Genomic DNA, 21,918 nt, shown 5'->3' on the forward strand with positions numbered 1-21,918 from the left:
CCTCACCTGCGGGGGTGCGGTGGGGCCGGACAGCCCGGCCTCCGAGAGGAGCACCCCATGGCCAAGCGACGCGCCGAGAAGAAGACCGACCCGAACGACGAGCAGGAGCTGACGCTCGCTTTCGACGCGGCGACCGGTCTCATGCTCGCGATCACCGTCGAACCCCGCACCACTCCGATCCCCGAGAAGCCGTCTCGCCGCGGCAAGAAGAACCGATGAGCAAGGCGAAGCAGACCCCTTCGGGTGAGTGCCCGCAGTGCTGGGAGCACGCCTACGACAAGCGCATCCACCGCCGTCTGAAGCCGCGCGAGGACTGCCTGCCGTGCCTGGACCACCTGCACAACGGCTGCCCCGATTTCAACCGCAAGTGATCACCCAGGACCAGGAGAGGACCCCTATGACCACCCGCGCTGAATACCTCGACCTTGCCCGGCAGTACGCCCGGGAGGCCGCCCACCTGGCGACGTCGGCCAAGGAGAAGACCCAGCAGCCCACCGAGCACCACAAGGTCGCCAACATCGCCGCCGTCGGCGCCCTGCACGCCGACATCGCCCGCACCTACGCCGCGATCGCCCAGGCCACCCCCACCGGCCCCGACCAGGAGAAGTGACCGTGGCAGAAAAGCCCAGCGCCTACGAGTACGCCCGCCTCTGCGGCATCAACGTCATGGCCGTCATCCGCGGCGATCTCACCGACCGTCAGAAGCGCGCCCTGGAGAGGCTCGAAAAGCGCGCCGCGAAGCGCGAGGCCGGCAAGTAGCTACACCCCGGGGACGGCGCACCACGACCAAGAAGTAGAGCCGTCCCCGGGCCCCGGACCGCCCAACAGAACGACCGGAAGGCCAGCATGACCGACATCCTGATCAAGCCGCTAGAGGACGCCCAGGACGCACCCGAGGACTCCCCGGACGCCACTGGCGAAGTGGAGGCGGTAGACCGTCCGGACAACCCGCTCGCCGACTGGCTCACCGTCCCCGACGTGCCGATCCTTCCCGTCTGGGCACGCAACTGGGCATCTCTGCGCGCCAACACCGGAGCCTTCGCCAAGGTCACCTGGTGGCACAGCCGCTACCACGCCCTGCGCAGCCCCAAGTACGCCGTAAAGATCGTCGGCTACTCCGCGCGCGGCGCCTTCCGGGGCGGACGCCGCCTGTGGCCCGTCCTCGCCACGCAGGACCACACGCGCGCCATCAAGGCCCTGCGCGCCCAGGCCAAGGCCAAGCCCGAGGACACCGTCCTCGCCGCCCAAGCCGTCCTCGCGCACCGGGAGCGGACCGTGGCCCGCCGCTGGCGCTGGGGCACCGCTCTCACCCTCGCCACCGCCGCGGCCGTCGCCCTCAACTACGCGTCTCTGGGCCTGCAGTTCGCCGCTGGGTGCCTGATGTGCGGCGGCCTCACCGCTATCGGCTGGTCCGACGAGGCGCAGATCCTCGACCACGGCACGCCGCCCCTGCGCATCGCCATGGACTCCCAGCAGCTCAACGACGCCCTGCGCGCCACCGGCCTGCTCAAGCAGGGCAAGGGTGACGACGAAGGCCCCAAGGTCAACTGCATCATGGGCCCGCTGCGGGACGGCAACGGCTGGGCGGTCGTCTTCGACCTGCCCCGCGGCGGCGGGAAGAAGGCCCCCGACGTCCTCGCCAAGCGCGTCGACCTCGCCGCCGAACTCGGCGTCGACGAGATCCAGGTCATCATGAGCCGCGTCCGGGCCGCCCACGGCGGCAACGCGGGACGCGTCTCCATGTGGGTCGCCGACGACGACCCCTACCTCGCCCCGCCCACCACCTCGCCGCTCGAAGCCCTCGACAGCTTCTCGATCTGGGACGCCATCCCGTTCGGCCAGGACGCCCGCGGCAACCGCGTCTCCATCCCCATTGTGTGGCAGTCGATGTTCTTCGGAGGCCTGCCCCGGCGCGGCAAGACGTTCTCCCAGCGCCTGCTCACCGCGGCAGGCTTGCTTGACCCTTACGTGCGGCACTACGTGGCCGACTTCAAGGGAGGACAGGACTGGATCCAGATGCGGCAGGTCGCCCACCGGCTCGTTCTGGGTGCCGAAGAGGACGCCATCGAAGCGTTCAAGGCCCTGCTTAAGGAACTGCTCGCCGAGATGGAACGCCGCTTCGCCCTGCTGCGCGGCCTGCCCACATCCATCTGCCCCGAAGGCAAGCTGACCCCCGAGATCGTCAAGCGTTACAACATGCCGTTCATCCTGTTCACGGTCGACGAACTGCAGGAAGCGTTCCTCGCCGTCGACGACCAGGAACGCGAGGAGATCATCAACGACATGGCGCGCATCGCCCGCCGAGGCCCCGCAGCCGGCTTCATCTCCAACTACGCGTCCCAGCGCCCCGACGCCAAGTCCGTGCCCACCAAGCTCCGCGAGATCATCACCATCCGCTACAGCACACAGGTCACCGACCAGACGTCCTCCGACATGGTCCTTGGCAAGGGCAAGGCAGCCCAAGGCGCGGACGCGTCCGTCCTGTCCGAAGAGCACAAGGGCGTCGGCGTCCTCGTCACCGGGCCGGCCAGCTTCGTGACCGTCAAGGCCGACATGCTGGAGACCGCCGGCTTCAACGCCATGTGCGCCAAGGGCCGCGCCCTGCGCGAGCAGGCCGGAACGCTCACCGGAGATGCCGCCAACGACCCCAGCGCTATCGCCGAAGCCTCCGGCGTCACCGTGAGCCCCGTCCTGTCCGACTGCCTGTCCGTCATGCGCCACAGCGTCAAGATGCACACCGCCGACATCCTCGTCCGCCTGGAGAACCTCGATGAGGACTACGGCGACTGGGACGCCGAGCGCCTCGCCAAGGAGCTCGACGACGCGGGGGTGAAGCGCACCACCAAGCAGGTCAACATCGGCGGAAAGAACCTCGCCGGATACCGGCGGGAAGACCTTGAGGCGGCCATGCCCGCCGAGCTCCTCAACACCCGGTAGAGGGGGACCCTCTACGAACCCCTCTACAAGCCCCCCTCCGAAACCCCGCTACCCAGCGAGTGGATCTAGAGGGGGGTCTCTACTGCCGTAGACCCCCCTGTAGTGGCCCCCCACCTGCAACGTAGTGGGTGTAGAGGGGGTACAGGATCACCCCCGCCAGGCCGTCTAGGCGGCACTATGGGGCGCATGGAGCCACAGTTCATCCGGCCCGGCCACCTCACCGCCGAGCAGACCCGTCAGGTCCTCGGCGTCAGTGCCGGCGCCCTCCGCAACCTCGTCTACCGAGGCCGCCTGACCCGCTCGGGCGGCACCGAGCGGCACCCGTACTACGCCGTCCCCGACGTCGCCGCCCTCGCCCAAGCACGCCAACAGCGCGCCGTTGCTTGACTGCAGGTCAGGCCCTGTGTGACGATCCCGGTGAACACTTGTGTCCTCAAACGGGCACCACAGACGCACGCGAAGCCCCGGCTAGGACACCCAGCCGGGGCTTCGTCGTGTTCCAGCGCGGATGGAGACGACCATGCTGGCCTACCCCGTGCACGACGTGAGCGTGATCCCCGAGAAGCAGGAACTCCCGCCGCAGGACGGATGGCGCTGCTGGGCACTGACGGGCAAGTCCCGCCTCGAGTGCAGCTGCGGGCACGCCGAGGGGCCGATGCTCAACCGAGTGGCTCCGCTCATGGCCAAGCTGCACGTCCTCAGTGGCGCGTAAGGCGCTCCAGGTCTGCCCCACGCCCGGATGTCCCACGCTCACCCCTGGAGGGCGCTGCGAGGCGTGCCAGGGCAAGGCCAGAGCCGCACGCCCAAGCCCCACCAGCAAGGGCTATGACGGGCGTTGGCGAGGGCTCGCTGTCGCCTACCTGCGTACACATCCGTACTGCGAGTGCGAGGAGTGCGAGCAGCTGCCCGTACTGCTCAGGCCCAGGGCCACCGAGGTCAACCACCGTGACGGACTCGGACCTCTGGGCCCACGTGGTCGCGACTGGGACAACCTCCAGGCCATGACCAAGGCTCATCACTCACGCGAGACAGCGAAGCATCAGCCGGGCGGATGGAACGACAGAGAGTTTTAGCTCTCTGACCTGCGGAAACGTTCGAAATGATCTCAGAATTTGGATCATTTGAAATCGATCAAAAAGATCAAGATTTTGAGATCACTTTGAGTGATCAGGACCCCGGGGGGTGACCCCTTTGGGCCAGGGGGTCCCGAACGCCGGGGAGGGCTCTCGGGGGTCCGTCAGGTTCAAAGGGTCGTGTCCGTCACGCAAGGTGACGGCGGTCGGTGCTGCGCAACGCAGCGGCGAGGAGTGATCGTTATGCCCCGTGGGGGAGCCCGTGTTGTCTCCGGTCCGCCGCCGGACCCGAACGCGCTGCGCCGTAACCGGCCCTCGGACAAGGCGGGGTGGACGACACTGCCCGCCGAGGGGCGCCAGGGTGAGGCGCCGGCCTTCCCGCTGCAGCTGATGACGCCGCGCGAGGACGAGCTGTGGGCCGAACTGTGGTCGCGTCCGCAGGCCGTGGCGTGGGAGGAGGCGGCCCAGGAGTACGAGGTGGCGCTGTTCGTGCGCACGCTCGCCCTGGTCGAGCAGCCCGAGGCCAAGACGGACTTGCAGCGCGTGGTGCGCGGCTACCTCGACAGCCTCGGTCTGTCCGTTCAGGGCATGCTCCGCAACCGGTGGAGGATCGCCCCGGGTGACGAGGTCGAGGAGACGGCGGCCCCGGCCGCTGAGGTGCCGCGTCGCCGTAGCGCGCGCGACCGGCTCAAGGTCGTGCCCCGTGACGAAGGCGCCTGACCCCGGCTTCGTCGTCGACTTCCCCACCCTGTGGATCGTGCCCGACTGGATCGAACGGCACTGTCCCGTACCCGACGGATTCCGCGCGGGCGAGGACATGGAGCTGTACCCGTGGCAGCTGTGGTGCACCGTCAATCACTACCGCGTGAAGCCGACGGCCAGGTTCGGCCAGCTGGCGCCCGCGTTCCACTACCGGCGCTCGCAGGTGGTGGCGCCGCAGAAGACCGGCAAGGGCCCGTGGTCGGCGACCATCGTCCTGGCCGAAGCCGCGGGCCCGGTCGTGTTCAACGGCTGGGCTCGCGGCGGCGAACGCTACCGGTGTCAGGACCACGGCTGTTCGTGCGGCTGGTGGTACGAGTACGAGCCGGGCGAGCCCATGGGCACGCCGTGGCCGACTCCGCTGATCCAGCTCATGGCGACGTCCGAGTCCCAGGTCGACAACATCTACCGGCCGCTGCAGTCGATGGTGCGCAAGGGCCCGCTCAAGGAGCAGATGCGGGCGGGTGAGGAGTTCACCCGGGTCGGCGAGGACGGGAAGATCGAGACGGTCACGTCGTCCGCTCTGTCCCGGCTCGGCAACCCGATCATCTTCGCCATGCAGGACGAGTCCGGCCTGTACACGGCGGTGAACAAGCTGCGGAAGGCGGCCGAGACGCAGCGCCGCGGCGCGGCCGGCATGGGTGGCCGCTCGATGGAGACGACCAACGGGTGGGACCCGTCCGAGGAGTCCGTGGCACAGACGACGTCCCAGGCCAAGGTCAAGGACATCTTCAAGTACCACCCGGAGGCGCCCAGGACGTTGTCCTACGCCAACAAGCGGGACCGCCGGAAGATCCACACGATCGTCTACGCCGGATCGGACCACGTTGACCTCGACGCCATCGAGGCCGAGGCCGCCGAGATCATGGAGAAGGACCCGGCGCAGGCCGAGCGGTTCTTCGGCAACCGGTGCGTCGCGGGCAGCGCGGGCTGGCTGGACGGACAGAAGTGGGCGGCCAAGGCCAAGCCCCGGCGCGTGCGCGCGTACACGCGGATCGTGCTCGGGTTCGACGGCTCGGACATGGACGACTGGACCGCGATCCGCGCCGAGACCATGGACGGCTACCAGTTCACCCCGCTGTACGGAGCGAACGACGAGCCGACCATCTGGAACCCCGCCGACTACGGCGGCCAGGTCCCGCGCGCGGAGGTGCGCGCGGCCATGGACCAGCTGATGAACCGCTACGACGTGGTTCGCCTGTACGCCGACCCGCCGTACTGGGACACCGAGGTCGATGAGTGGGTGGACCTGTACGGCGAGGAGCGCGTCATCCGCTGGTACACGCGCCGCATGGTGCAGATGCACGCGGCCGCCGAGCGACTGAAGACCGACGTGGTCAAGCGGAACACCGCCGAGGGTGCGCGCGCGGCGAGCTTCACCCACGACGGCTGCGAGCTGACCGAGGCACACGTGGCCAACACGCGCATGGCCGAGCGCCCGTCCGGCCTGTACGTGCTGCGCAAGGCCAGCCCCGCCCAGAAGATCGACGCCTGCGTGGCGTCCGTGCTCGCGCACGAGGCGCTCGGCGACGTCATCGCGGCAGGCCTGGCAGAGCAGGAAGTGTCCTACTACTACGGCGGATGAGGAGGTCTCCATGGCCACTCTGGCCGAAGCCGTGGAGCTGGTCGCTCTGCTGGAAAGCGAGTTGACCCGCCGCCGCGGGGAGATCGACCGGCACAACGACTACTACCGCGGCAAGCACCCGCTGAAGTTCGCCAGCCAGGAGTTCGCCAAGTTCCACGGCGAGCGGTACCGCGACTTCAGCGACAACTGGGTGCAGATCGTGGGGGACTCGCCGATCGAGCGGATGGCGGTCACCGGCTTCAAGGCCGCCGGCGAACTGGAGGCGGACAAGGACCTGTGGGAGGTCTGGCAGGTCAACGGCCTCGATGCCGACAGCCAGCTGGGTTTCCTCGGCTCCGTGCTGTCCGCCCGCTGCTTCGTGCTGGTGTGGGGTGACCCCGACGACCCCGACATGCCCGTGGTCACGTTCGAGGACGCGGGGCAATGCATCGTCGCCTACGAGCCCGGCTCACGGCGTCACCGCCGGGCAGCCCTGAAGCGCTGGCAGGACGGCAACGCCGACTTCGCCACCCTCTACCTGCCGCATGAGGTGTGGAAGTTCTCCCGGCCCCTGGCCCGTCAGGACAAGTCCCCGCAGATGGCGGACGTGGACGAGGCGATGAAGCTGTGGGTGCCGCCCGGCGAGGAGCGGCGCCGCAGCCTCTGGGAGCCGCGTGAGCTGGCTGACGAGCCGAATCCCCAGCCGAACCCGATGGGCGTGGTGCCGATGGTGGAGCTGCCCAACAAGCCGATGCTGGTGGACGAGCCCATCAGCGACGTGGCCGGGGTCGTGGCAATGCAGGACGCGATCAACCTGCTGTGGGCGCAACTGTTCACGGCGAGCGACTACGCGTCCTTCCCGCAGCGCGTCATCATGGGTGCCGAGCGGCCGATGATTCCCAAGCTGAACGCGGCCGGGGAGATCATCGGCAAGCAGCCCGTAGACCTGGACAAGTTCCAGGTGGACCGGGTCGCGTGGATCACCGGCAAGGACGCGCGGATCGCTGAGTGGGCGGCCGCCAACCTGGCGATGTACACCGGGATCATCGAGGTCGCGGTCGGCCACCTCGCCGCCCAGACGAGGACCCCCCAGCACTACCTGATCGGCAAGATGGCCAACCTGGCCGAGGGCGCGCTGCTCGCCGCGGAGACCGGCCTCGTGAAGCGGGTCGACGAGAAGAAGCTGTGGTCCGGCCAGGGGCTGCGGGAGGTCGCCCGCCTGATCGCGCTGGCGCGCGGCGAGGAGGCCAAGGCCAAGGCGATGCGCGCCGGATCGGTGCTGTGGGCGGACTCTGAATCGCGCTCGCACGCCCAGCTCGCGGACGCCCTCGTCAAGCTCAAGGACATCGGCTTCCCGTTCCAGTGGCTCGCGCTGCGCTACGGGCTCACCCCCACCGAGGTCGCCGACCTGGTGGCGATGCGCGAGCGCGAAGCGGAGATGGACCCGGTGGCGGCGGCCTCGCGGATGCTGGGTCAGCAGGCCCCGCCCGGCGAGGACGATGAGGAGCCGCCCGAGGCTGACGAGGCGGACGTGGCAGCGTTCGCGGGGGCGCGGCCGTGACGGTGCCGGCCTCCGCGCAGGCCCACCAGGCTGAGCGGGCGCAACTGGCCGCGGCGACCGCGCTGGCGGTGCGCGCGGTGTGGCAGGGCGTGGACCCCGAGCAGCTGGAAACGTCCTGGGCCGCGCGGGCGCCGCTGGCCGCCGAACTGATCGGGCGCGGCCAGCTGACGGCCGCGGCCTCGGCCGAGCCCTGGCTGGTGGCCGAACTCGGCGAGGGCGAAGGCTCCGTGGCGCCGCTGGCGGCCGCGGCCGCCACGGGCGACCTGGCGCCGGTCCTGCTCGCGCCGCTGCTCGTCTCGCTGAACCGGATCCGGCGCGGCTTCGCCCGCACCCTGTCGATCCTGTCCGGCGCCGCACTGCTGGAGATGGTGACCCGCACGCTGATCGCGGACGCGGGGCGGATCGCCGACATGGCGGGGATGATCGCCCGCCCGCGCGTGGTGTCCTACGTGCGCGTGGTGGAGGCGCCCGCCTGCGCGCGCTGCATCGTCCTGGCCGGGCGCGAGTACTCGTTTGCCGAAGGGTTCCTGCGGCATCCGCGCTGCGACTGCACGATGGCCGCCCGGCGGCCGGGCGACACCTGGGTGCCTGACCTGCCCGAGGACCTGGCCGCGCAGATGACCGAGGTGCAGCTGCAGAAGGCCTTCGGCCAGGACGCCGCAGCCGCCATCGCCGACGGCGCGGACATCGCGCAGGTGGTCAACGCCCGGCGCGGCATGAGCACCGGCACGTACTACGGGCGCCGCGTGCGCACCACCTCCGAGGGCACCACGCGGCGCGGCCTGTACGGGCGTCAGCGCGCGCAGTTCGCCAAGGCCGCAGGGGTCCGCTTCGGCGAGGTCACCGGCGGCCGCGCGCGTGCGGTCTCCCCGCGGCTGATGCCCGAAGAGATCTACCGGCTGGCCGACGGCGACCGGGCGCACGCGATCCGGCTGCTGAGGAAGAACGGCTACATCGTCTGACCGCGCGCAACGCGCGACCCCTCACCCGCAACGGGAGTTCACCATGCCTGCATCCCTGCCCCTTCACCCGCTCACCGGCGCCCGCGCGCTGGGCTGGCGCAAGGCCCGCCCCGGCGAGGACGGGAGCGAGCTGTACCCGATCTGGCCCGTCCTCGGCGGCGCCGAGGACGACGACCAGGACGAGGACACCAAGAACGACGACGAGCCGGACGCGGGCGACGAAGACGGCGATGACGGTGAGGGCCCGGACGACGACGCCGACGGTAGCGACGACGATGGCGACCCCGAGGGCGCCGACAAGCTCGGCGACCCCGGCAAGCGCGCACTGGCCTCGATGAAGGGCAAGTGGCGCAGCGAGCGCGACAAGCGGCGCGCCCTGGAACAGCAGCTCGCCGACAAAGGCAGCACCGGCGACAACGACGCAATCCAGAAGGCGACCGCGGCCGCAACCGCCGCGGCCAACGCGCGCATCCTGCGGGCCGAGGTCCGCGCAGCGGCCAAGGGCCGCCTGAACGACCCCAAGGACGCTCTGACCTTCCTCGACCTCTCGGCATTCGAGGTGGACGAAGACGGCCAGATCGACGAGGACGAGATCGTCGACGCGATCGAGGACCTCATCAAGAACAAGCCCTACCTGGCAGCCGCAACGGCCAAGAGGTTCCAGGGCACTGGCGACGGCGGAGCGGCGCGCAAGGCGTCCCGGCCCAAGCAGCTCACCCAGAGCGACCTCAAGAAGATGACCCCGCAGCAGATCGTCAAGGCCCAGGACGACGGGCGCCTGGATGACCTGCTCGGGGCTGGCTGACAGGAGAACACCCATGTCCATCCGCCGTTTCGTGCCCGAGGTCTGGTCGGCACGCCTGCTCGTGGCCTGGCGCAAGGAGCTGGTCTACGCCGGTCCGACCGTCGTGAACCGCGACTACGAGGGCGAGATCTCCGAGGCAGGCGACACCGTCCGCATCACCTCCATCTCGCGGCCGACGATCGGCACCTACGTGCCCAACAGCACGGTGATCGTGCCCGAGGAGTTGACTGACGCCCAGCGCACCCTGGTCGTGGACCAGTCGAAGTACTGGGCGTTCAAGGTCGACGACGTCGACAAGCGCCAGGCCAAGGGCAGCGTGATGCCGCAGGCGATGAGCGAGGCCGCGCACGCCCTGGCCGACGAGACTGACCGCTACGTCGCCGGTTTTTACACCGGTGCCGTGCCGGCCAACACGCTCGGCACCACCGGCGCCCCGATCAACGTGCACACCGCGCCGACGGACTTCTACTCCAAGGTGTTGGTGCCGCTGCGCACCAAGCTGAAGAGGGCGAACGCGCCGACCGCGGGTCGGTACGCGATCGTGCCGCCCGAGGGCTACGCCTCGCTGCTGCTTGATGAGCGGTTCACCGACTACGGCAAGTCCGGGCAGACCGAGGCGCTGCGCAATGGCGCCGTCGGGCGCGCGGCAGGCTTCGAGATCTACGAGTCGAACAACGCCCCGGAGCCGACCGCGGGCGTGCACGTCGTGCAGGCCGGGGTGAACGGGGCCATCAGCTTCGCCGAGCAGATCAACAAGACCGAGGCCTACCGACCCGAGTCGAGCTTCTCCGACGCGGTCAAGGGCCTGGCCCTGTACGGCGCGAAGCTGATCCGGCCCGACGGCATCGCCATCGCCTACATCGACGCCACCCCCTGACCCTGGGAAGGGACTGATTCGCCATGGCGCGCACTGCTGTCGCCTACTCCAACCTGCTCCCCAACGCCAACGTTGCCGACTCGGCACTGACCGCGGTCACCCTCAACCCCGGCACGAACAACGGCCACCGCATCGCCTCCGCCGAGCCCGAGCGCACCGTGCTGCGCGTGGCCGCCGGGGCGACCGGCGGGAACATCACCATCAAGGCGGGCGCCAACCCGCCCGCCATCGCCGCCTCGATGGGCGACCTGGTCGTCAACGTCGCCGCGAACACCATCCAGTGGATCGGCCCCTTCGAGTCCGGCCGGTTCATCCAGAACGACGGGTCGATGCTCGTGGACGTGGCCGCCGCCGTGGTGCCCGGCACCATCACCGCCCTGCGCATCCCCAGGGGGGTCTGACCGTGACGAGCATCCACGTGCGCGGCGAGGGCGGGCAGGTCATCGAGATGGACCTGCCGCTGCCCGACGCCATCCAGGATCGGCTGACCAAGGGCCTGATCCGGCGGGTCAACGCCGACGGCTCCCCCTACACCGGCAGCGCCCCGCACCCCACGGTGACCGCGCAGACGGAGGGCCAGACGGGAGGCAGCGCGCTGACGGAGGGCCGCACGCCGCGGCCGGCCGTGAACGCCCGCAAGGCCGAGTGGGTCGGGTGGGCGGTCGGCGTGCACGGCATGGATCCCGAGGACGCCGACGCCATGAGCAAGGCCGACCTGATGGAACTCCCCGAGCTGCCCCAGCAGCCGGTCGTGGCAGACCACCCCAGCACCCAGACACCCGACCCGCCCGCCACCGCGCGCACGGACGGACGCCCCGACGAGGACGCCGACAAGTCCGAGTGGATCGCCTATGTCGTCTCCCAGGGCCAGCTGTCCGCCGAGGACGCGGCGAACCTGACCCGGGACGACCTGATCGACTTGGCCAAGTAGCGGAAGGGGGGCGCGCTCATGGCACTTCCCCCGCTGGCGACGGTCGCGGACTGCACGGCCCGGGGCCTGACCGTGGAGGGTCCGGAAGTGGCCCTGCTGACCACCTATCTGGACACCGCCTCGGCGGCCATCCGGGAAGCAGCCGGCGCCCCGATCAGTCAGACCACCTCCACCCTCGACATCGAGGGCGAGCTGGGTCAGTGGCTGTCCCTGCCCGGCCCGCCGGTCACCGCTGTCGCCGCCGTCTTCCTCGAGGACCAGGCGGTCACCGACTGGCGGCTGCGCTCAGGGCGGCTGTGGCGGGCAGGCGGATGGGCGCGCGGCGACGGCCCCGCCGAGGTCACCGTCACCTACACCCACGGCCTGCCGAGCGTGCCCGCCGACATCGTCGACCTGGTGTGCCGGATCGCGGCCACCACCCTGCTCGCCTACCGCTCGGCGGACGGCGGCGAGGGCCTGGCCGCGCGTGACGTGCGCTCGGAACGCATCGGCGACTACTCCGTGCAGTTCGGCGACGGCGGCCGCATCACCGAGATGGAGCTGCCCGAGTACCTTCGCGAGCAGCTGGCCGCCCGCTTCGGCGGCGGCATCTCCCTGCTGAGGTCGCGGTGAGCCGCGTCGGACGCCTGCTCAACCGCAGGGTGGCGTTGTGGCGGGCGAGCATGGCCGATGACGGCGGGGGCGGCCAAGAGGAGACCTGGCAGCAGGTGAACACCCTGCGCGCCCGCCGCTCCCAGCCGACCGCGCGGGAGCGACAGGCCGCCGACCAAGCCCAGGCCCGCCTCGATGAGACCTGGTACTTCGACCCCGGCGCCGACGTGCGCCGCGGCGACGAACTGCGCCCGCCCGGCCGCGCGCCCGCGGCGGTGTTCGCCGTCTTCGAGCCGTCCGAGGACGGCACCTACCTGCGGGCGGACTGCACCGTCCAGCAGCCCGTCACCGGAAACTGAGGAGCCCACCATGGCCATCCTGTCCGCGCAGCGCCTCCCGCTCGGCGGCCTGCAGCCCACCTTCGCCGCGGCCGCCGGCGGCGGCGACCAGGCACCGACCGGCGAGAAGCTGTTCCTGCTCGTCCGCAACGGTGACGCCGCATCCAAGACCGTCACCGTCGCCACGCCCAGCAGCATCGGGGACCTCCCCGTCGCCGACGCCCAGCAGGTCATCCCCGCCTCCGGCTCCGCGATGTTCCCCCTGAAGATGATGTTCCGCGATCCGGTGACCGGGCGTGCGGGCATCACCTACTCGGCTGTCACCTCGGTCACCGTGGCCGTGGTGCAGCTGCCCTGACCATGGCCCGCCGCTCCCGCCTGGAGGGCCTGGGCCGCGCCCTGCGTGCCGTCGAGCGCATCCCCGAGGCGATGAACACCGCCCGCACGGAGGCGCTGCACGAGTGGGCCGAGAACGTCCAGACCACGGCCGAGGACAAGGTGCCGCGCGACGAAGGCGACCTGTGGCAGTCCCTGGACCACCGCGTCACTGAGCAGTACGGGCGCGCCGAGGTCGGCGTGTGGGACCCCGGGCAGCTCGAATACGCCCTGTACGTGGAGAAGGGCACCAGTTCCATGGCCGATCAGCCCTACCTCGTGCCCGCCTTCAACGAGCACCGCCGTCAGGTGGTGCGCACCTACCGGGCCGCGTTCCGCCGGCACATGGGCGGAGGTGAATGATCATGCCCGCCAGAGTGACACTGCCCCTCTACATGCGGCTCGGCGCCCGCGGCAAGGAGCAGCTGGTCGGCTACACCAGCTGGGACCTGGACACCGGCGAGCCGACCACCGATCTCAGCCGGATGGAAGCCGCCTTCCCACAGATGATGGACGACAGCCCCGAGCTGCAGGCCTTCGGCATCGAGCGGGAGCGAGGGGAAACGTGACGGCCGCGCTGTGGCCGCTGCAGCTGGCCGTCTACGCCAAGGCCACCGGCCACGCCCCGCTCATGGCGCTCGTGTCGGGGGTGTACGACGAGGTTCCCGAGCAGGTCGCACACCCCTACGTCTCGCTCGGCTCGATCACCGAGACGGTTTCGGACGCCCACAACCAGCGCGGCCTGGAGGCCCGAGTCGTGCTGCACGTGTGGTCGAAGTACCGCGGCTTCAAACAGGCCGCGGCGATCCTCGACGCCCTCGACACCGCCCTTGACCGCCAGCCGCTCACCGTCTCCGGGTTCCGGGACGTGTCGATCGCCCACGAGCAGCACCAGGAGCTGCGCGACCCCGACCCCGACATCAGGCACATCAACGTCAGCTATCGCGTGTGGCTGACCAAGGCGTAAGGAGGCAGACCGATGGCTGGTCTGGACGCTTTCGGCACCCAGCTGCAGCGCGGCGACGGCGCCACCCCCACCGAGGCGTTCGCGCCCATCGCGAACGTCACCGACATCACTCCGCCCGGCATCGAGCGGGAGACCTACGACGTCACCGCCCACGACAGTGAGGAGGCCTGGCGGGAGTTCATCGGCGGACTCAAGGACGGCGGTGAGGTGGAGATCGAAGTCAACTACGACCCGCGCGAACACGACGCGCTGGCCTCTGACTTCGCCGACAGTGAACCCCGCTCGTACAAGGTTGTGTGGCCCAAGACGCTCGGGGAATGGAGCTTCAAGGCGATCCTGAAGGGCTTCGAGCCCGAGGCCCCGCACGACGACAAGCTCGCCGCCTCCCTCACCTTCAAGGTGTCCGGCAAGCCCGTCATGACGGTGGGCGCGTGATGGGCATCCCGCACCGCATCGAAGTGATCCGCGAAGGCTCTGTGGGGCGCGTCCTGGTCGATGGCACGCAACTGCCGTTCCCGATCCCCCGTGAAGCGATCACCGTCACGGTTCACCCCGAAGAGATCCCCATGATCACCCTGCACCTGTTCGCCGAGCAGGTCGAGGTCCGCAACAACCTGCACGCCGACACGAAAGAGACCGGCCGATGACGCAGTACCTGTCCGCAGAGCAGATCCTCGGCGCCGACGACCTCGCCTATGAGGACGTCGAGGTACCTGAGTGGGGTGGCACCGTGCGCGTGCGCGAGATGCCCGGCACCGAGCGGGACAAATTCGAGTCCCAGTTCATCGGCAAGGACGGTGTGGGCGTCCGCGCCGAGGGCATGGAGGGCTTCCGGGCCCGCCTGGCCGCCGCGACGATCGTCGACGAGCACGGCAAGCAGATGTTCCGCTCGGCGGCCGAGACCAAGCGGCTGGGTGAGAAGAACGCCAACGCCCTGCAGCGGGTGTGCGACGTGGCGATGCGCCTGTCCAAGATGAGCGAGGACGACGTCACCGAGCTTGCGGGAAACTGAGGGCCCGGCCACAGCGGCAGTTCTACTTCCGTTTGGCCGGGCACCTTGGCGCCCGCTCCGTGCGCCACCTGCTCGCCGACATGGGCGCGGCCGAGCTGGCCGAGTGGCGCGCGTATGAGCAGATCACCGGCCCCCTCGGCGGGGCCCGTGGCGATGTCCAGGCCGCCGTCATCGCCTCCGCGATCGTTGCGGCCAACCGCGGCAAAGGCCAGCGCATGCCCGCCCTGGCGGACTTCATCCCGCGCTGGGACCGCACACGCGTGCGGAAGACCCCCGAAGAACTCTTCAAGGCGGCCATGGCCGCGCACACCGCGCTCGGCGGCGAGGTGAACGTCCGGGACAACTGAATACGCGAGGGGGTGATGGCCTGTGGCCACCCTCGCGAGCATGACGGTGCGCCTGGGCATCGACACCGACCAGCTGCGCGCCGGTGCTGAACGCGCCAAGTCCACCCTGGCCGGGCTGGGCCGGGCCGTAGCTGGGCTCGGCGTCGGGGTGCCGGTGGCCGCGGCGGTCGCTGCCGGGGTGGGCGGCATGGCCGCCGCGTTCGCCTCGGCTGGTGTGGCGGCGAAGGCCTTCCAGCTCGCGGCCGGGCCGCAGCTGGAGGCCGTCACCGAGGCGGCCACCCTCGCCGAAGAGGCACAGAAGGCCGCCGCGGCCGGCGCCGAGGACGCCGCCGAGAAGCAGAAGGCCTACACCGATTCCCTTGCGGCCATGCCCCCGCACACGCGGGCGATGGCCAAGGAGTTCATCGGCCTCAAGAAGGACCACGCCGCCTGGTCGGATTCGCTGTCGTCCTCGACGATGCCGGTCTACACCAAGGGCCTGCAGCTCGCCCGGCGTCTGCTGCCGATGCTCACCCCGTTCGTCAAGGCAGCCTCGAAGGCGTTCGGGGAGTTCATCGACGAGATCGACCGGGGCACCAAGGGCAAGGGCCTGGAGACGTTCGCCCAGTCGATGGCCAAGGTCGCCGGCCGCAACCTCAAGTCGTTCCTGTTCGGCCTGAAGAACATCGCGGTCGGTATCGGCGGGGTCATCAAGGCGTTCCTTCCGCTGTCCGACGAGATGAGCGGCGGGTTCGAGGAGTCCACCGCCGCGTTCGCCAAGTGGGGCCAAGGGCTGGAGAAGAGCGAGGGGTTCGCGCAGTTCATCGCCCTGTCCCGGCAGGGCGCACAGACGTTGGGCACCCTCGCCCGGGCCGCGCTGAAGCTCGCGGTAGCGCTCGCCCCGCTGATCGGAGTGGCGGCGGCCATCGCGTTGACCCTGGCACGGATCATCAACGCGCTGCCTCCGCCGGTGGTGCAGGCCCTGGCCACCGCGATCCTGGTCGCGGTCGTCGCGTTCAAGGCGTTCAAGGCCGCCTCGGCGGCGGTCGATACCGCCTCGGCCCTGATGAACTCCCGGCTGGGCCAGCTCGCCCGCCGCTATCTGGCCACCGCTGCGACCAGCGTGAAGGCCGCCGCGCGGATCGCGGCCACCGCCGTCGTCAGCGCGGCGCGCGCGGCCGCGGCCTGGGCCATGGCCGCGGCCCGGATGGCCGCCACCTGGCTCGTGCAGATCATCCGCGTCGCTGCGGTCACGGCCGCCCAGTTCGTGGTGATGGCCGCGCGAGCGATCGCGTGGGCGGCGGTGATGGCCGCTCAGTGGCTGATTGCGATGGGCCCGATCGGCTGGGCCATCGCAGCCGTGATCGGCCTGGCCGCTTTGGTGATCGCCAACTGGGACGCCGTGAAGCAGGGGACCAGCACGGCCTGGAACGCCGTCTCGGGCGCCGTGCGGGGGGCTGTGAACCAGGTCCTCGCCGGGGTGCGGTGGCTGGCTCAGACCCCGGGCTGGGTCGGCGGCTGGTTCGGCAACATGAAGGACCGGGCCATCGGCAAGGCCATGGAACTGCTGGTCTGGGTGCGGGGATTCCCGGGCCGTGCCCGCTCCGCCCTGTCTGGCCTGGGCGGCGTTTTGCGCACGTCCGCGACCAACTCGTTCAACGGCTTCAAGGCGGCCGCCGTCAACCGGGCCGCGGCCTTCCTCTCCTGGGCGCGCGGCATGCCTGACCGCATCTCACGGGCAATCGGCTCCCTGAAAGATCTCCTCATCGACAAAGGCAAGGATGTCGTGCGCGGCCTGTGGCGGGGCATCAAGTCCATGGGCTCGTGGCTGAAGGACACGCTCATCGGCTGGGCCAAGGACATCATTCCCGGCCCGATCGCCGACGCCCTGGACATCGGCAGCCCCTCCAAGGTCATGGCGAACGAGGTCGGGCGGTGGCTGCCGCCCGGCATCGTCGAGGGCGCCGAGGACGCCCAGCCCGCCATGCAGCGCTCGCTGCGCGGCCTGGTCGACGTGCCCGGCCTGACCTCCATGCGGCGTACTCCCGCCAGCGGCGGCGCCTCGCAGAGCGTCAAAGTGCTGATCGAGCTGGCCGGGCCCGCGGACATGAAGCGTCTGATCTCACGCATCGTCCAGCTCGATGGCGGAGGCAGCGTGCAGAAGGCCTTCGGGTGACCAGGGAAGGAGACACCTGATGGCGTGGCCCAAGACGCCGTTGAGGATCCGCACCGAGCTGCTGATCGGCGGCACCTGGGTGGACATCAGCGCCCACGTCCTGAACCGGCAGACGGTACAGGTCAGCTGGGGACGGACCGACTGGTCCTCACAGGTCTCCCACTCCAAGTGCCCGCTGGCGATCAACAACCGCGATGGGCGGTACAGCGACGACAACCCGCACAGCCCCTACTACGGGCTGCTCGGGCAGAACACCCCCATCCGGCAGACGGTCACCACGCCCGCCGGCCTCGAGGTCTACCGGTTCCACATGGAAGTCCCCGAGTGGCCGCAGCGCTGGGACCTGTCCGGCCGCGACGTGTACGTGCCGATCGAGTGCGCGGGCATCCTGCGCCGCCTGGGCCAAGGCGCGAAGCCACTGCGCGACAGCCTGCGCCGGCACATCGACCGCGGGCGGCCGCTGGCCTACTGGCCGCTGACCGACGGCGAGGACGCCCGGCACGGCACCGAGATCATCCAGGGCAGCCAGCCCATGCGCGCGATCGGCGAGGCCGGATCCTTCTACCAGGGACAGCCGAACTGGGGGAAGGGCTCACTCGCCCCGTGGCTTGAGCCGGTGGTGGAACTGCCGCAGGAAACCATCGGCCTGATCACCGCCTATGTGCCGCCCCGGACGGTCACCGCATGGTCGGTCGACCATGTCCTGTCCAGCCCCGGGCCCGGCAACGTCACCCAGCTGAACGTCTTCGACAACGGCGCCCGCTCCTCCACAGTGCCGCAGGTGGAATGGGACGTAGTGGAGTGGGGCTCAGGCGGTTTCAACGAAGTGCAGCTGCGCATCGTCGAGCGCCTCGAAGACTCCTCCTCCACTGCGCTCCTGGCCACCGTCAGCAACCCGGGCATCTACGACGGAGGCGCCCACCATGTGCGGCTCACCGTCGCGGCGAACGGCAGCGGCCTGGCATGGACGCTGTACATCGACGGCGTATCCGTGGCCAGCGGCACCCGCGCCACGGGCTTTCAGCCGGTGGGCAGGATCACCTACCGGTGGGGCACGGTCGAGGGCGGCGGCGTCAAGACCAGCCCCGTCGGACTGGGGCACCTCACCTACTGGGACCAGAACGCGCCCGCCGCGGCCGCCACCTGGCGCGCCGTGCAAGGCCATGTGCGGGAGCTGGCCGGGCGGCGTATCGAGCGGCTGTGTGCCGAGCACGGCGTGACCTTGCAGGTCCACGGAAACCTCGACCACACCCCGCCCATGGGGCCGCAGCGACCCGCCCGTTTCCTCGATGCGCTGGACGCGGCCGCCACCGTCGACGGCGGGGTCGTTCACGAAGCCCGGAACCAGTTCGCCCTGGCCTACCGGACCCGCCGCTCGAAGTACAACCAGGGGATATGAGGGGGCCGCTATGGCGCTGAATGTGTGCTCGGTATGGATCGGCGCGACCACCGCGACCACCGCCCGCGTCAAGGCCCGGCTGACGGTTGCGGGTTCGGGCACGCTGCTGGTCGCCGACAACGAGGCCATGAGCGGGCCCGTCGTCATCGGACCGGTTGCCTCCGGCGGGGACAACGTCCTCACCTTCGACGTGACGGACTTGGAGGCAGGCGCCCAGTACTGGGTCCTCGTCGACGACGGGGCGCTGAATGTCTCGTTCAAGGCCACGTTCCGCACCCACCCCGGCGCGGTCGGCGAACCGCTGTCGTACATCTTCGGCGCGGCCGGGGACGCGGGCCTGACCGGCGACGGTGACGACAGTTACATCACCAGCGCAGTCAGCAACAACCCCGTCTTCGACACCATGCGCGCTCAGGCCGCCGCCGAGCAGTGGTCCTGGTTCTCCCACCTCGGGGACCTGCACTACCGCAACATCGCCACCAACAGCCCGGCAAGTTTCCGCACCGCCTACTTCGAGAACATGAACTACGGCCCGGTCGTGGGCCCCTTCCGCCAGGGCGACTTCTTCCGCTCCGTGGCGAGCACCTATGTGTGGGACGACCACGACTTCGGGCCCAACAACTCCGACCGCACCAGCGCCTCCAGGCCTGCCGCGCAGCAGGTCTACCGCGAGTGGGTGCCGCACTACCCGCTTCCCGACCCGGCGGGCATCTACCAGTCCTGGCAGGTGGGCCGCGTCCTGTACATCGCCAGCGATGTGCGGTCCTTCCGCGACCCCAACAGTGACCCGCTGACGCCGTCCAAGACGATGCTCGGCACCGCCCAGAAGGCGTGGATGGAGACCCTTCTCACCACCACGTCCGCCAAGGCTCTGGTGTGGCAGTGCCCGTCCCGCTGGGTGGGTGGCGATGACACATGGAACTCGTTCCCGCACGAGCGGGCCGAGATGATCCAGTTCCTGGGGGACACGGGCTGGCTCGATCGCATGGTCTTCATGACGGCGGACATGCACGCCACCTCGATCTGCTCCGGACCGAACAACCCGCACGGCTCCTTCCCGATGTTCATGTTCGCCTCCTTGGACGCGGGCGCCTGGTCCACGGGCCCGGAGTACGACATCGGATCGGTCGCCGGCCGCCGCCAGTACGGCACCCTGCGCGTGACCGACAACGGGCACACCATCGCCCTGACCGGCACCGGCTACCAGGACGGCTCTGTCCTGATGAGTCACACCGCCTACCTGCACGTCGGCACGCCCGTGCTCGCCCTGAACTACGCCGCCGGGCACATCAGCGCGCCTTTCGAGCCCACCAAGGACGACCAGGGGCTGCGCAACGAGGTCACCGCCAAGCGCGAGGGGGGCGGCGAATACACCTACGCGCTCACCGAGGGCGCCCGCTCCGTGCAGGATCCGCCCCACGGTGCCGGCCTCTACGACGACTCGATCAGCCTGGAGGTCGCCAACGACGACCAGCTGCCCGACCAGGCCGCCTGGCGCGTCCATCTGGGCACCGTCCCCCAGGCCCGTTACCCCACCGTCCACGTCGACCTGGCCGCCAACCCCGACTTGGCCGACGACGTCACCAGCCTCTACCTCGGCGACCGGGCCACCATCTCCACCCCGCCCCCGTGGCTGCCCCCGGACCCCATCCAGCTCATCGCCGAGGGCGGGACGGAGACCTACGCGCTGGAGCGCTGGAGTATGGAGGTCACCGCCTCCCCAGGCTCAGCGTGGACGGTTGCCCAGCTGCCGCCCGGGGACGCCTCGACCGCGGGCCCCGACCGGCCCAACCGGCTCGACACCTCCGGAAGCCACCTGCTCGCGGACGTCACGAGCACCGCCACCGAGCTGCTCGTGCACACCCCGCAGGACGCGCTGCAAGGCCATGCCCCCTGGATCAACTCCGAGGGCCTGACCGGGGTCCACCCGACCCACTTCCCCCTCGATCTGCGGCTCGGCGGGGAAGTCGTGCGCGCTGTCCTCATCAAGCCGCTCGGCTACGACACCTTCACCCGCACCGTGGCCGCGGGCAGCTGGGGCACCAGCACCGGCGGGCAGGCGTGGACGCTGGCAGGCGGCACCGCCTCCGAGCGGTCGGTCAACGGCTCGCGCGGCCTGGTCGCCATGCCGTCCTCGCCCTCAAGCGTGCGCTTCCAGGTCCTGCCCACGGCCGTGGGCGACTGCGAGATCCGGGCCCGCCTGTCGCTCGACCAGCTGGCCGCCGGGGCGAGCATCGTGCCCGGCATCCTGCTCCGCTACGTCGACACCGCCAACTTCTACCGGGCGCGCCTGCACTTCCACACCACATCGGGCCAGCTGTTCGCCTCCGTCACGCGGGACACGACACAGGTCGGCGGAACCCCTCAGATCCCCTACACCTACACCGCAGGCGCCGAGTTCGAGCTGCGCGTGCGGCTGATCGGGCAGCGCGTCCTGATGCGGGTCTGGCCGGTCGGCATCCCCGAGCCCGCACGGTGGCACCACGACGTCACCATCACCACGAACCCGATCGCCGCCGGACAGGTGGGGACCACGGTGTCCGCCTTCGCGGGGAACACCAACGTCAACCCCGTGGTGTCCGTCGACAACTTCGAGGTCATCACCCCGCAGCGCATCACGGTCACCCGCAGCATCAACACCGTGACCAAGGCGCAGACCGCCGGGACCGCCATCGCGCTCGCCCAGCCCGCCATCGTCGCTCTCTAGGAGGCCGCGTTGTCCTTCCCCCAGTGGTTCGCCGGGCAGGTCATGGTGGCCGACGCCCTCAACGCCCGCCATCCCAGGCTGGTGCAGCAGGAGAACGACCAGACCGTCACCAGCTCGGTTACCCCGGTCAACTCCGAGATCGTGTTCACGCCTGACCCGAACGCCACGTACTTGTACTGGCTGTGGATCAGCTACTCGGCCACGACCGCCAACGGGTTTCGCTGGCAGTGGCTCGCCAACGGCGCCACCTTCTGCTCCTTCACCCAGTCCATCTCCAGCCCCGGCGCAAGCGGCACCGCGAACACCGCCCAGTCCGTGAACTTCAGGCGGCCGGCCAACACCACCGGCCGCCTCGCGGGCGGCTCCGACGCCACCTCACCCCCGGCCAACTTCCACAGCGCCTACGACCAAGGCACCTTCACCACCGACGGCACGAACAGCTCGGTGACCCTCCAGTTCGCCCAGGCCGTCTCCCACGCCAACCAGACCATCCTGCGCGGCGGCAACCAGACCCGCATCGTCTACCAGCGCATCGGCTAACCCACCCTCGCCCTCGCC

Annotated in this window: 29 protein-coding genes; all 29 read left to right on the plus strand. The window is 70.1% G+C overall.

The window, feature by feature from the left end; translation table 11 throughout:
• Positions 1–57: 57 nt before the first annotated feature.
• Positions 58–219 (plus strand): hypothetical protein, encoded by a 162-nt coding sequence (locus DMA15_RS36700; protein WP_164551780.1) that lies wholly within the window; start codon positions 58–60, stop codon positions 217–219.
• Complete coding sequence (locus tag DMA15_RS17565) at positions 216–371, plus strand: pRL2-8 (protein ID WP_125513765.1); 156 nt, start codon at positions 216–218, stop codon at positions 369–371. Before DMA15_RS36700 ends, DMA15_RS17565 begins: the two co-directional genes overlap by 4 nt.
• A gap of 26 nt (positions 372–397) precedes the next feature.
• Entirely contained in the window at positions 398–610 is a 213-nt protein-coding gene (locus DMA15_RS17570) for a hypothetical protein (protein ID WP_125513766.1), read from the plus strand.
• A 2-nt stretch (positions 611–612) separates the two neighbouring features.
• A complete protein-coding gene (locus DMA15_RS36705) occupies positions 613–759 on the plus strand; it encodes a hypothetical protein (protein ID WP_164551781.1) in 147 nt (48 codons plus the stop codon).
• 87 nt (positions 760–846) lie between these two features.
• Complete coding sequence (locus tag DMA15_RS17575) at positions 847–2,937, plus strand: cell division protein FtsK (protein WP_125513767.1); 2,091 nt, start codon at positions 847–849, stop codon at positions 2,935–2,937.
• Between the two features lie 186 nt (positions 2,938–3,123).
• Positions 3,124–3,324, plus strand: coding sequence for a hypothetical protein (locus DMA15_RS17580; RefSeq protein WP_125513768.1), 201 nt, complete (start codon positions 3,124–3,126; stop codon positions 3,322–3,324).
• A gap of 133 nt (positions 3,325–3,457) precedes the next feature.
• Positions 3,458–3,649 (plus strand): hypothetical protein, encoded by a 192-nt coding sequence (locus DMA15_RS17585; RefSeq protein ID WP_125513769.1) that lies wholly within the window; start codon positions 3,458–3,460, stop codon positions 3,647–3,649.
• Positions 3,650–4,253: 604 nt separating this feature from the next.
• Positions 4,254–4,730, plus strand: coding sequence for a hypothetical protein (locus DMA15_RS17590; RefSeq protein ID WP_240659837.1), 477 nt, complete (start codon positions 4,254–4,256; stop codon positions 4,728–4,730).
• Positions 4,714–6,354, plus strand: coding sequence for a hypothetical protein (locus DMA15_RS17595; protein ID WP_125513770.1), 1,641 nt, complete (start codon positions 4,714–4,716; stop codon positions 6,352–6,354). The genes DMA15_RS17590 and DMA15_RS17595 overlap by 17 nt, the downstream gene beginning before the upstream one ends.
• 10 nt (positions 6,355–6,364) lie before the next feature.
• Positions 6,365–7,894 carry a phage portal protein gene (locus tag DMA15_RS17600; protein ID WP_125513771.1) on the plus strand — a complete coding sequence of 510 codons (1,530 nt, stop codon included), beginning with the start codon at positions 6,365–6,367 and terminating at the stop codon, positions 7,892–7,894.
• Entirely contained in the window at positions 7,891–8,856 is a 966-nt protein-coding gene (locus DMA15_RS17605; RefSeq protein WP_125513772.1) for a hypothetical protein, read from the plus strand. The genes DMA15_RS17600 and DMA15_RS17605 overlap by 4 nt, the downstream gene beginning before the upstream one ends.
• Positions 8,857–8,899: 43 nt before the next feature.
• On the plus strand, positions 8,900–9,661 hold the full coding sequence (locus DMA15_RS17610; protein ID WP_125513773.1) for a hypothetical protein: 762 nt from the start codon (positions 8,900–8,902) through the stop codon (positions 9,659–9,661).
• Positions 9,662–9,674: 13 nt separating this feature from the next.
• Positions 9,675–10,538, plus strand: a complete 864-nt coding sequence (locus DMA15_RS17615) for a phage capsid protein (protein ID WP_125513774.1) — start codon at positions 9,675–9,677, stop codon at positions 10,536–10,538.
• A 23-nt stretch (positions 10,539–10,561) separates the two neighbouring features.
• Complete coding sequence (locus DMA15_RS17620) at positions 10,562–10,939, plus strand: hypothetical protein (protein WP_125513775.1); 378 nt, start codon at positions 10,562–10,564, stop codon at positions 10,937–10,939.
• 2 nt (positions 10,940–10,941) lie between these two features.
• A complete protein-coding gene (locus tag DMA15_RS37055; RefSeq protein ID WP_206302993.1) occupies positions 10,942–11,469 on the plus strand; it encodes a hypothetical protein in 528 nt (175 codons plus the stop codon).
• Positions 11,470–11,487: 18 nt separating this feature from the next.
• Positions 11,488–12,081, plus strand: coding sequence for a hypothetical protein (locus tag DMA15_RS17630; protein WP_125513776.1), 594 nt, complete (start codon positions 11,488–11,490; stop codon positions 12,079–12,081).
• On the plus strand, positions 12,078–12,419 hold the full coding sequence (locus tag DMA15_RS17635; RefSeq protein WP_206302759.1) for a head-tail adaptor protein: 342 nt from the start codon (positions 12,078–12,080) through the stop codon (positions 12,417–12,419). The genes DMA15_RS17630 and DMA15_RS17635 overlap by 4 nt, the downstream gene beginning before the upstream one ends.
• A 10-nt stretch (positions 12,420–12,429) precedes the next feature.
• Positions 12,430–12,756 carry a hypothetical protein gene (locus DMA15_RS17640; protein ID WP_125513777.1) on the plus strand — a complete coding sequence of 109 codons (327 nt, stop codon included), beginning with the start codon at positions 12,430–12,432 and terminating at the stop codon, positions 12,754–12,756.
• Positions 12,757–12,758: 2 nt separating this feature from the next.
• On the plus strand, positions 12,759–13,136 hold the full coding sequence (locus DMA15_RS17645; protein ID WP_125513778.1) for an HK97-gp10 family putative phage morphogenesis protein: 378 nt from the start codon (positions 12,759–12,761) through the stop codon (positions 13,134–13,136).
• A gap of 2 nt (positions 13,137–13,138) precedes the next feature.
• Positions 13,139–13,342 carry a hypothetical protein gene (locus tag DMA15_RS17650; protein ID WP_125513779.1) on the plus strand — a complete coding sequence of 68 codons (204 nt, stop codon included), beginning with the start codon at positions 13,139–13,141 and terminating at the stop codon, positions 13,340–13,342.
• Positions 13,339–13,740 (plus strand): DUF3168 domain-containing protein, encoded by a 402-nt coding sequence (locus DMA15_RS17655; protein WP_125513780.1) that lies wholly within the window; start codon positions 13,339–13,341, stop codon positions 13,738–13,740. The genes DMA15_RS17650 and DMA15_RS17655 overlap by 4 nt, the downstream gene beginning before the upstream one ends.
• Positions 13,741–13,752: 12 nt before the next feature.
• Positions 13,753–14,175, plus strand: coding sequence for a phage tail tube protein (locus DMA15_RS17660; RefSeq protein ID WP_125513781.1), 423 nt, complete (start codon positions 13,753–13,755; stop codon positions 14,173–14,175).
• Entirely contained in the window at positions 14,172–14,387 is a 216-nt protein-coding gene (locus DMA15_RS17665; protein ID WP_125513782.1) for a hypothetical protein, read from the plus strand. Before DMA15_RS17660 ends, DMA15_RS17665 begins: the two co-directional genes overlap by 4 nt.
• Positions 14,384–14,752 carry a hypothetical protein gene (locus DMA15_RS17670; RefSeq protein WP_125513783.1) on the plus strand — a complete coding sequence of 123 codons (369 nt, stop codon included), beginning with the start codon at positions 14,384–14,386 and terminating at the stop codon, positions 14,750–14,752. Before DMA15_RS17665 ends, DMA15_RS17670 begins: the two co-directional genes overlap by 4 nt.
• Before the next feature lie 32 nt (positions 14,753–14,784).
• Positions 14,785–15,099, plus strand: coding sequence for a DUF4035 domain-containing protein (locus DMA15_RS17675; protein WP_125513784.1), 315 nt, complete (start codon positions 14,785–14,787; stop codon positions 15,097–15,099).
• A 40-nt stretch (positions 15,100–15,139) separates the two neighbouring features.
• Entirely contained in the window at positions 15,140–17,254 is a 2,115-nt protein-coding gene (locus tag DMA15_RS17680) for a hypothetical protein (RefSeq protein ID WP_125513785.1), read from the plus strand.
• Between the two features lie 19 nt (positions 17,255–17,273).
• The gene (locus tag DMA15_RS17685) at positions 17,274–18,653 is read left to right on the plus strand and encodes a hypothetical protein (RefSeq protein ID WP_125513786.1); all 1,380 of its coding nucleotides are present in this window, start codon (positions 17,274–17,276) and stop codon (positions 18,651–18,653) included.
• A 10-nt stretch (positions 18,654–18,663) separates the two neighbouring features.
• Positions 18,664–21,360: an alkaline phosphatase D family protein gene (locus tag DMA15_RS17690; protein WP_125513787.1), complete on the plus strand. Its 2,697-nt coding sequence runs from the start codon at positions 18,664–18,666 to the stop codon at positions 21,358–21,360.
• A gap of 9 nt (positions 21,361–21,369) precedes the next feature.
• A complete protein-coding gene (locus tag DMA15_RS17695) occupies positions 21,370–21,900 on the plus strand; it encodes a hypothetical protein (protein ID WP_125513788.1) in 531 nt (176 codons plus the stop codon).
• The last annotated feature ends 18 nt before the right edge of the window (positions 21,901–21,918 follow it).

Origin of the sequence: Streptomyces sp. WAC 01529 (genome assembly GCF_003945545.1) — a bacterium.
GTDB classification, from domain to species: Bacteria; Actinomycetota; Actinomycetes; order Streptomycetales; family Streptomycetaceae; genus Streptomyces; species Streptomyces anatolicus.

What these genes read in the sequence shown, in the direction of transcription:
- DMA15_RS17580 (WP_125513768.1), top strand. Translation starts at nt 3,124, where the DNA reads ATGGAGCCACAGTTCATCCGGCCCGGCCACCTCACCGCCGAGCAGACC.
- DMA15_RS17620 (WP_125513775.1), top strand. Translation starts at nt 10,562, where the DNA reads ATGGCGCGCACTGCTGTCGCCTACTCCAACCTGCTCCCCAACGCCAAC.
- DMA15_RS17670 (WP_125513783.1), top strand. Translation starts at nt 14,384, where the DNA reads ATGACGCAGTACCTGTCCGCAGAGCAGATCCTCGGCGCCGACGACCTC.
- DMA15_RS17690 (WP_125513787.1), top strand. Translation starts at nt 18,664, where the DNA reads ATGGCGCTGAATGTGTGCTCGGTATGGATCGGCGCGACCACCGCGACC.
- DMA15_RS17630 (WP_125513776.1), top strand. Translation starts at nt 11,488, where the DNA reads ATGGCACTTCCCCCGCTGGCGACGGTCGCGGACTGCACGGCCCGGGGC.
- DMA15_RS17645 (WP_125513778.1), top strand. Translation starts at nt 12,759, where the DNA reads ATGGCCCGCCGCTCCCGCCTGGAGGGCCTGGGCCGCGCCCTGCGTGCC.
- DMA15_RS17585 (WP_125513769.1), top strand. Translation starts at nt 3,458, where the DNA reads ATGCTGGCCTACCCCGTGCACGACGTGAGCGTGATCCCCGAGAAGCAG.
- DMA15_RS17680 (WP_125513785.1), top strand. Translation starts at nt 15,140, where the DNA reads ATGACGGTGCGCCTGGGCATCGACACCGACCAGCTGCGCGCCGGTGCT.
- DMA15_RS17685 (WP_125513786.1), top strand. Translation starts at nt 17,274, where the DNA reads ATGGCGTGGCCCAAGACGCCGTTGAGGATCCGCACCGAGCTGCTGATC.
- DMA15_RS17575 (WP_125513767.1), top strand. Translation starts at nt 847, where the DNA reads ATGACCGACATCCTGATCAAGCCGCTAGAGGACGCCCAGGACGCACCC.
- DMA15_RS17650 (WP_125513779.1), top strand. Translation starts at nt 13,139, where the DNA reads ATGCCCGCCAGAGTGACACTGCCCCTCTACATGCGGCTCGGCGCCCGC.
- DMA15_RS17600 (WP_125513771.1), top strand. Translation starts at nt 6,365, where the DNA reads ATGGCCACTCTGGCCGAAGCCGTGGAGCTGGTCGCTCTGCTGGAAAGC.
- DMA15_RS36700 (WP_164551780.1), top strand. Translation starts at nt 58, where the DNA reads ATGGCCAAGCGACGCGCCGAGAAGAAGACCGACCCGAACGACGAGCAG.
- DMA15_RS17640 (WP_125513777.1), top strand. Translation starts at nt 12,430, where the DNA reads ATGGCCATCCTGTCCGCGCAGCGCCTCCCGCTCGGCGGCCTGCAGCCC.
- DMA15_RS17610 (WP_125513773.1), top strand. Translation starts at nt 8,900, where the DNA reads ATGCCTGCATCCCTGCCCCTTCACCCGCTCACCGGCGCCCGCGCGCTG.
- DMA15_RS17590 (WP_240659837.1), top strand. Translation starts at nt 4,254, where the DNA reads ATGCCCCGTGGGGGAGCCCGTGTTGTCTCCGGTCCGCCGCCGGACCCG.
- DMA15_RS17615 (WP_125513774.1), top strand. Translation starts at nt 9,675, where the DNA reads ATGTCCATCCGCCGTTTCGTGCCCGAGGTCTGGTCGGCACGCCTGCTC.
- DMA15_RS17565 (WP_125513765.1), top strand. Translation starts at nt 216, where the DNA reads ATGAGCAAGGCGAAGCAGACCCCTTCGGGTGAGTGCCCGCAGTGCTGG.
- DMA15_RS17570 (WP_125513766.1), top strand. Translation starts at nt 398, where the DNA reads ATGACCACCCGCGCTGAATACCTCGACCTTGCCCGGCAGTACGCCCGG.
- DMA15_RS17660 (WP_125513781.1), top strand. Translation starts at nt 13,753, where the DNA reads ATGGCTGGTCTGGACGCTTTCGGCACCCAGCTGCAGCGCGGCGACGGC.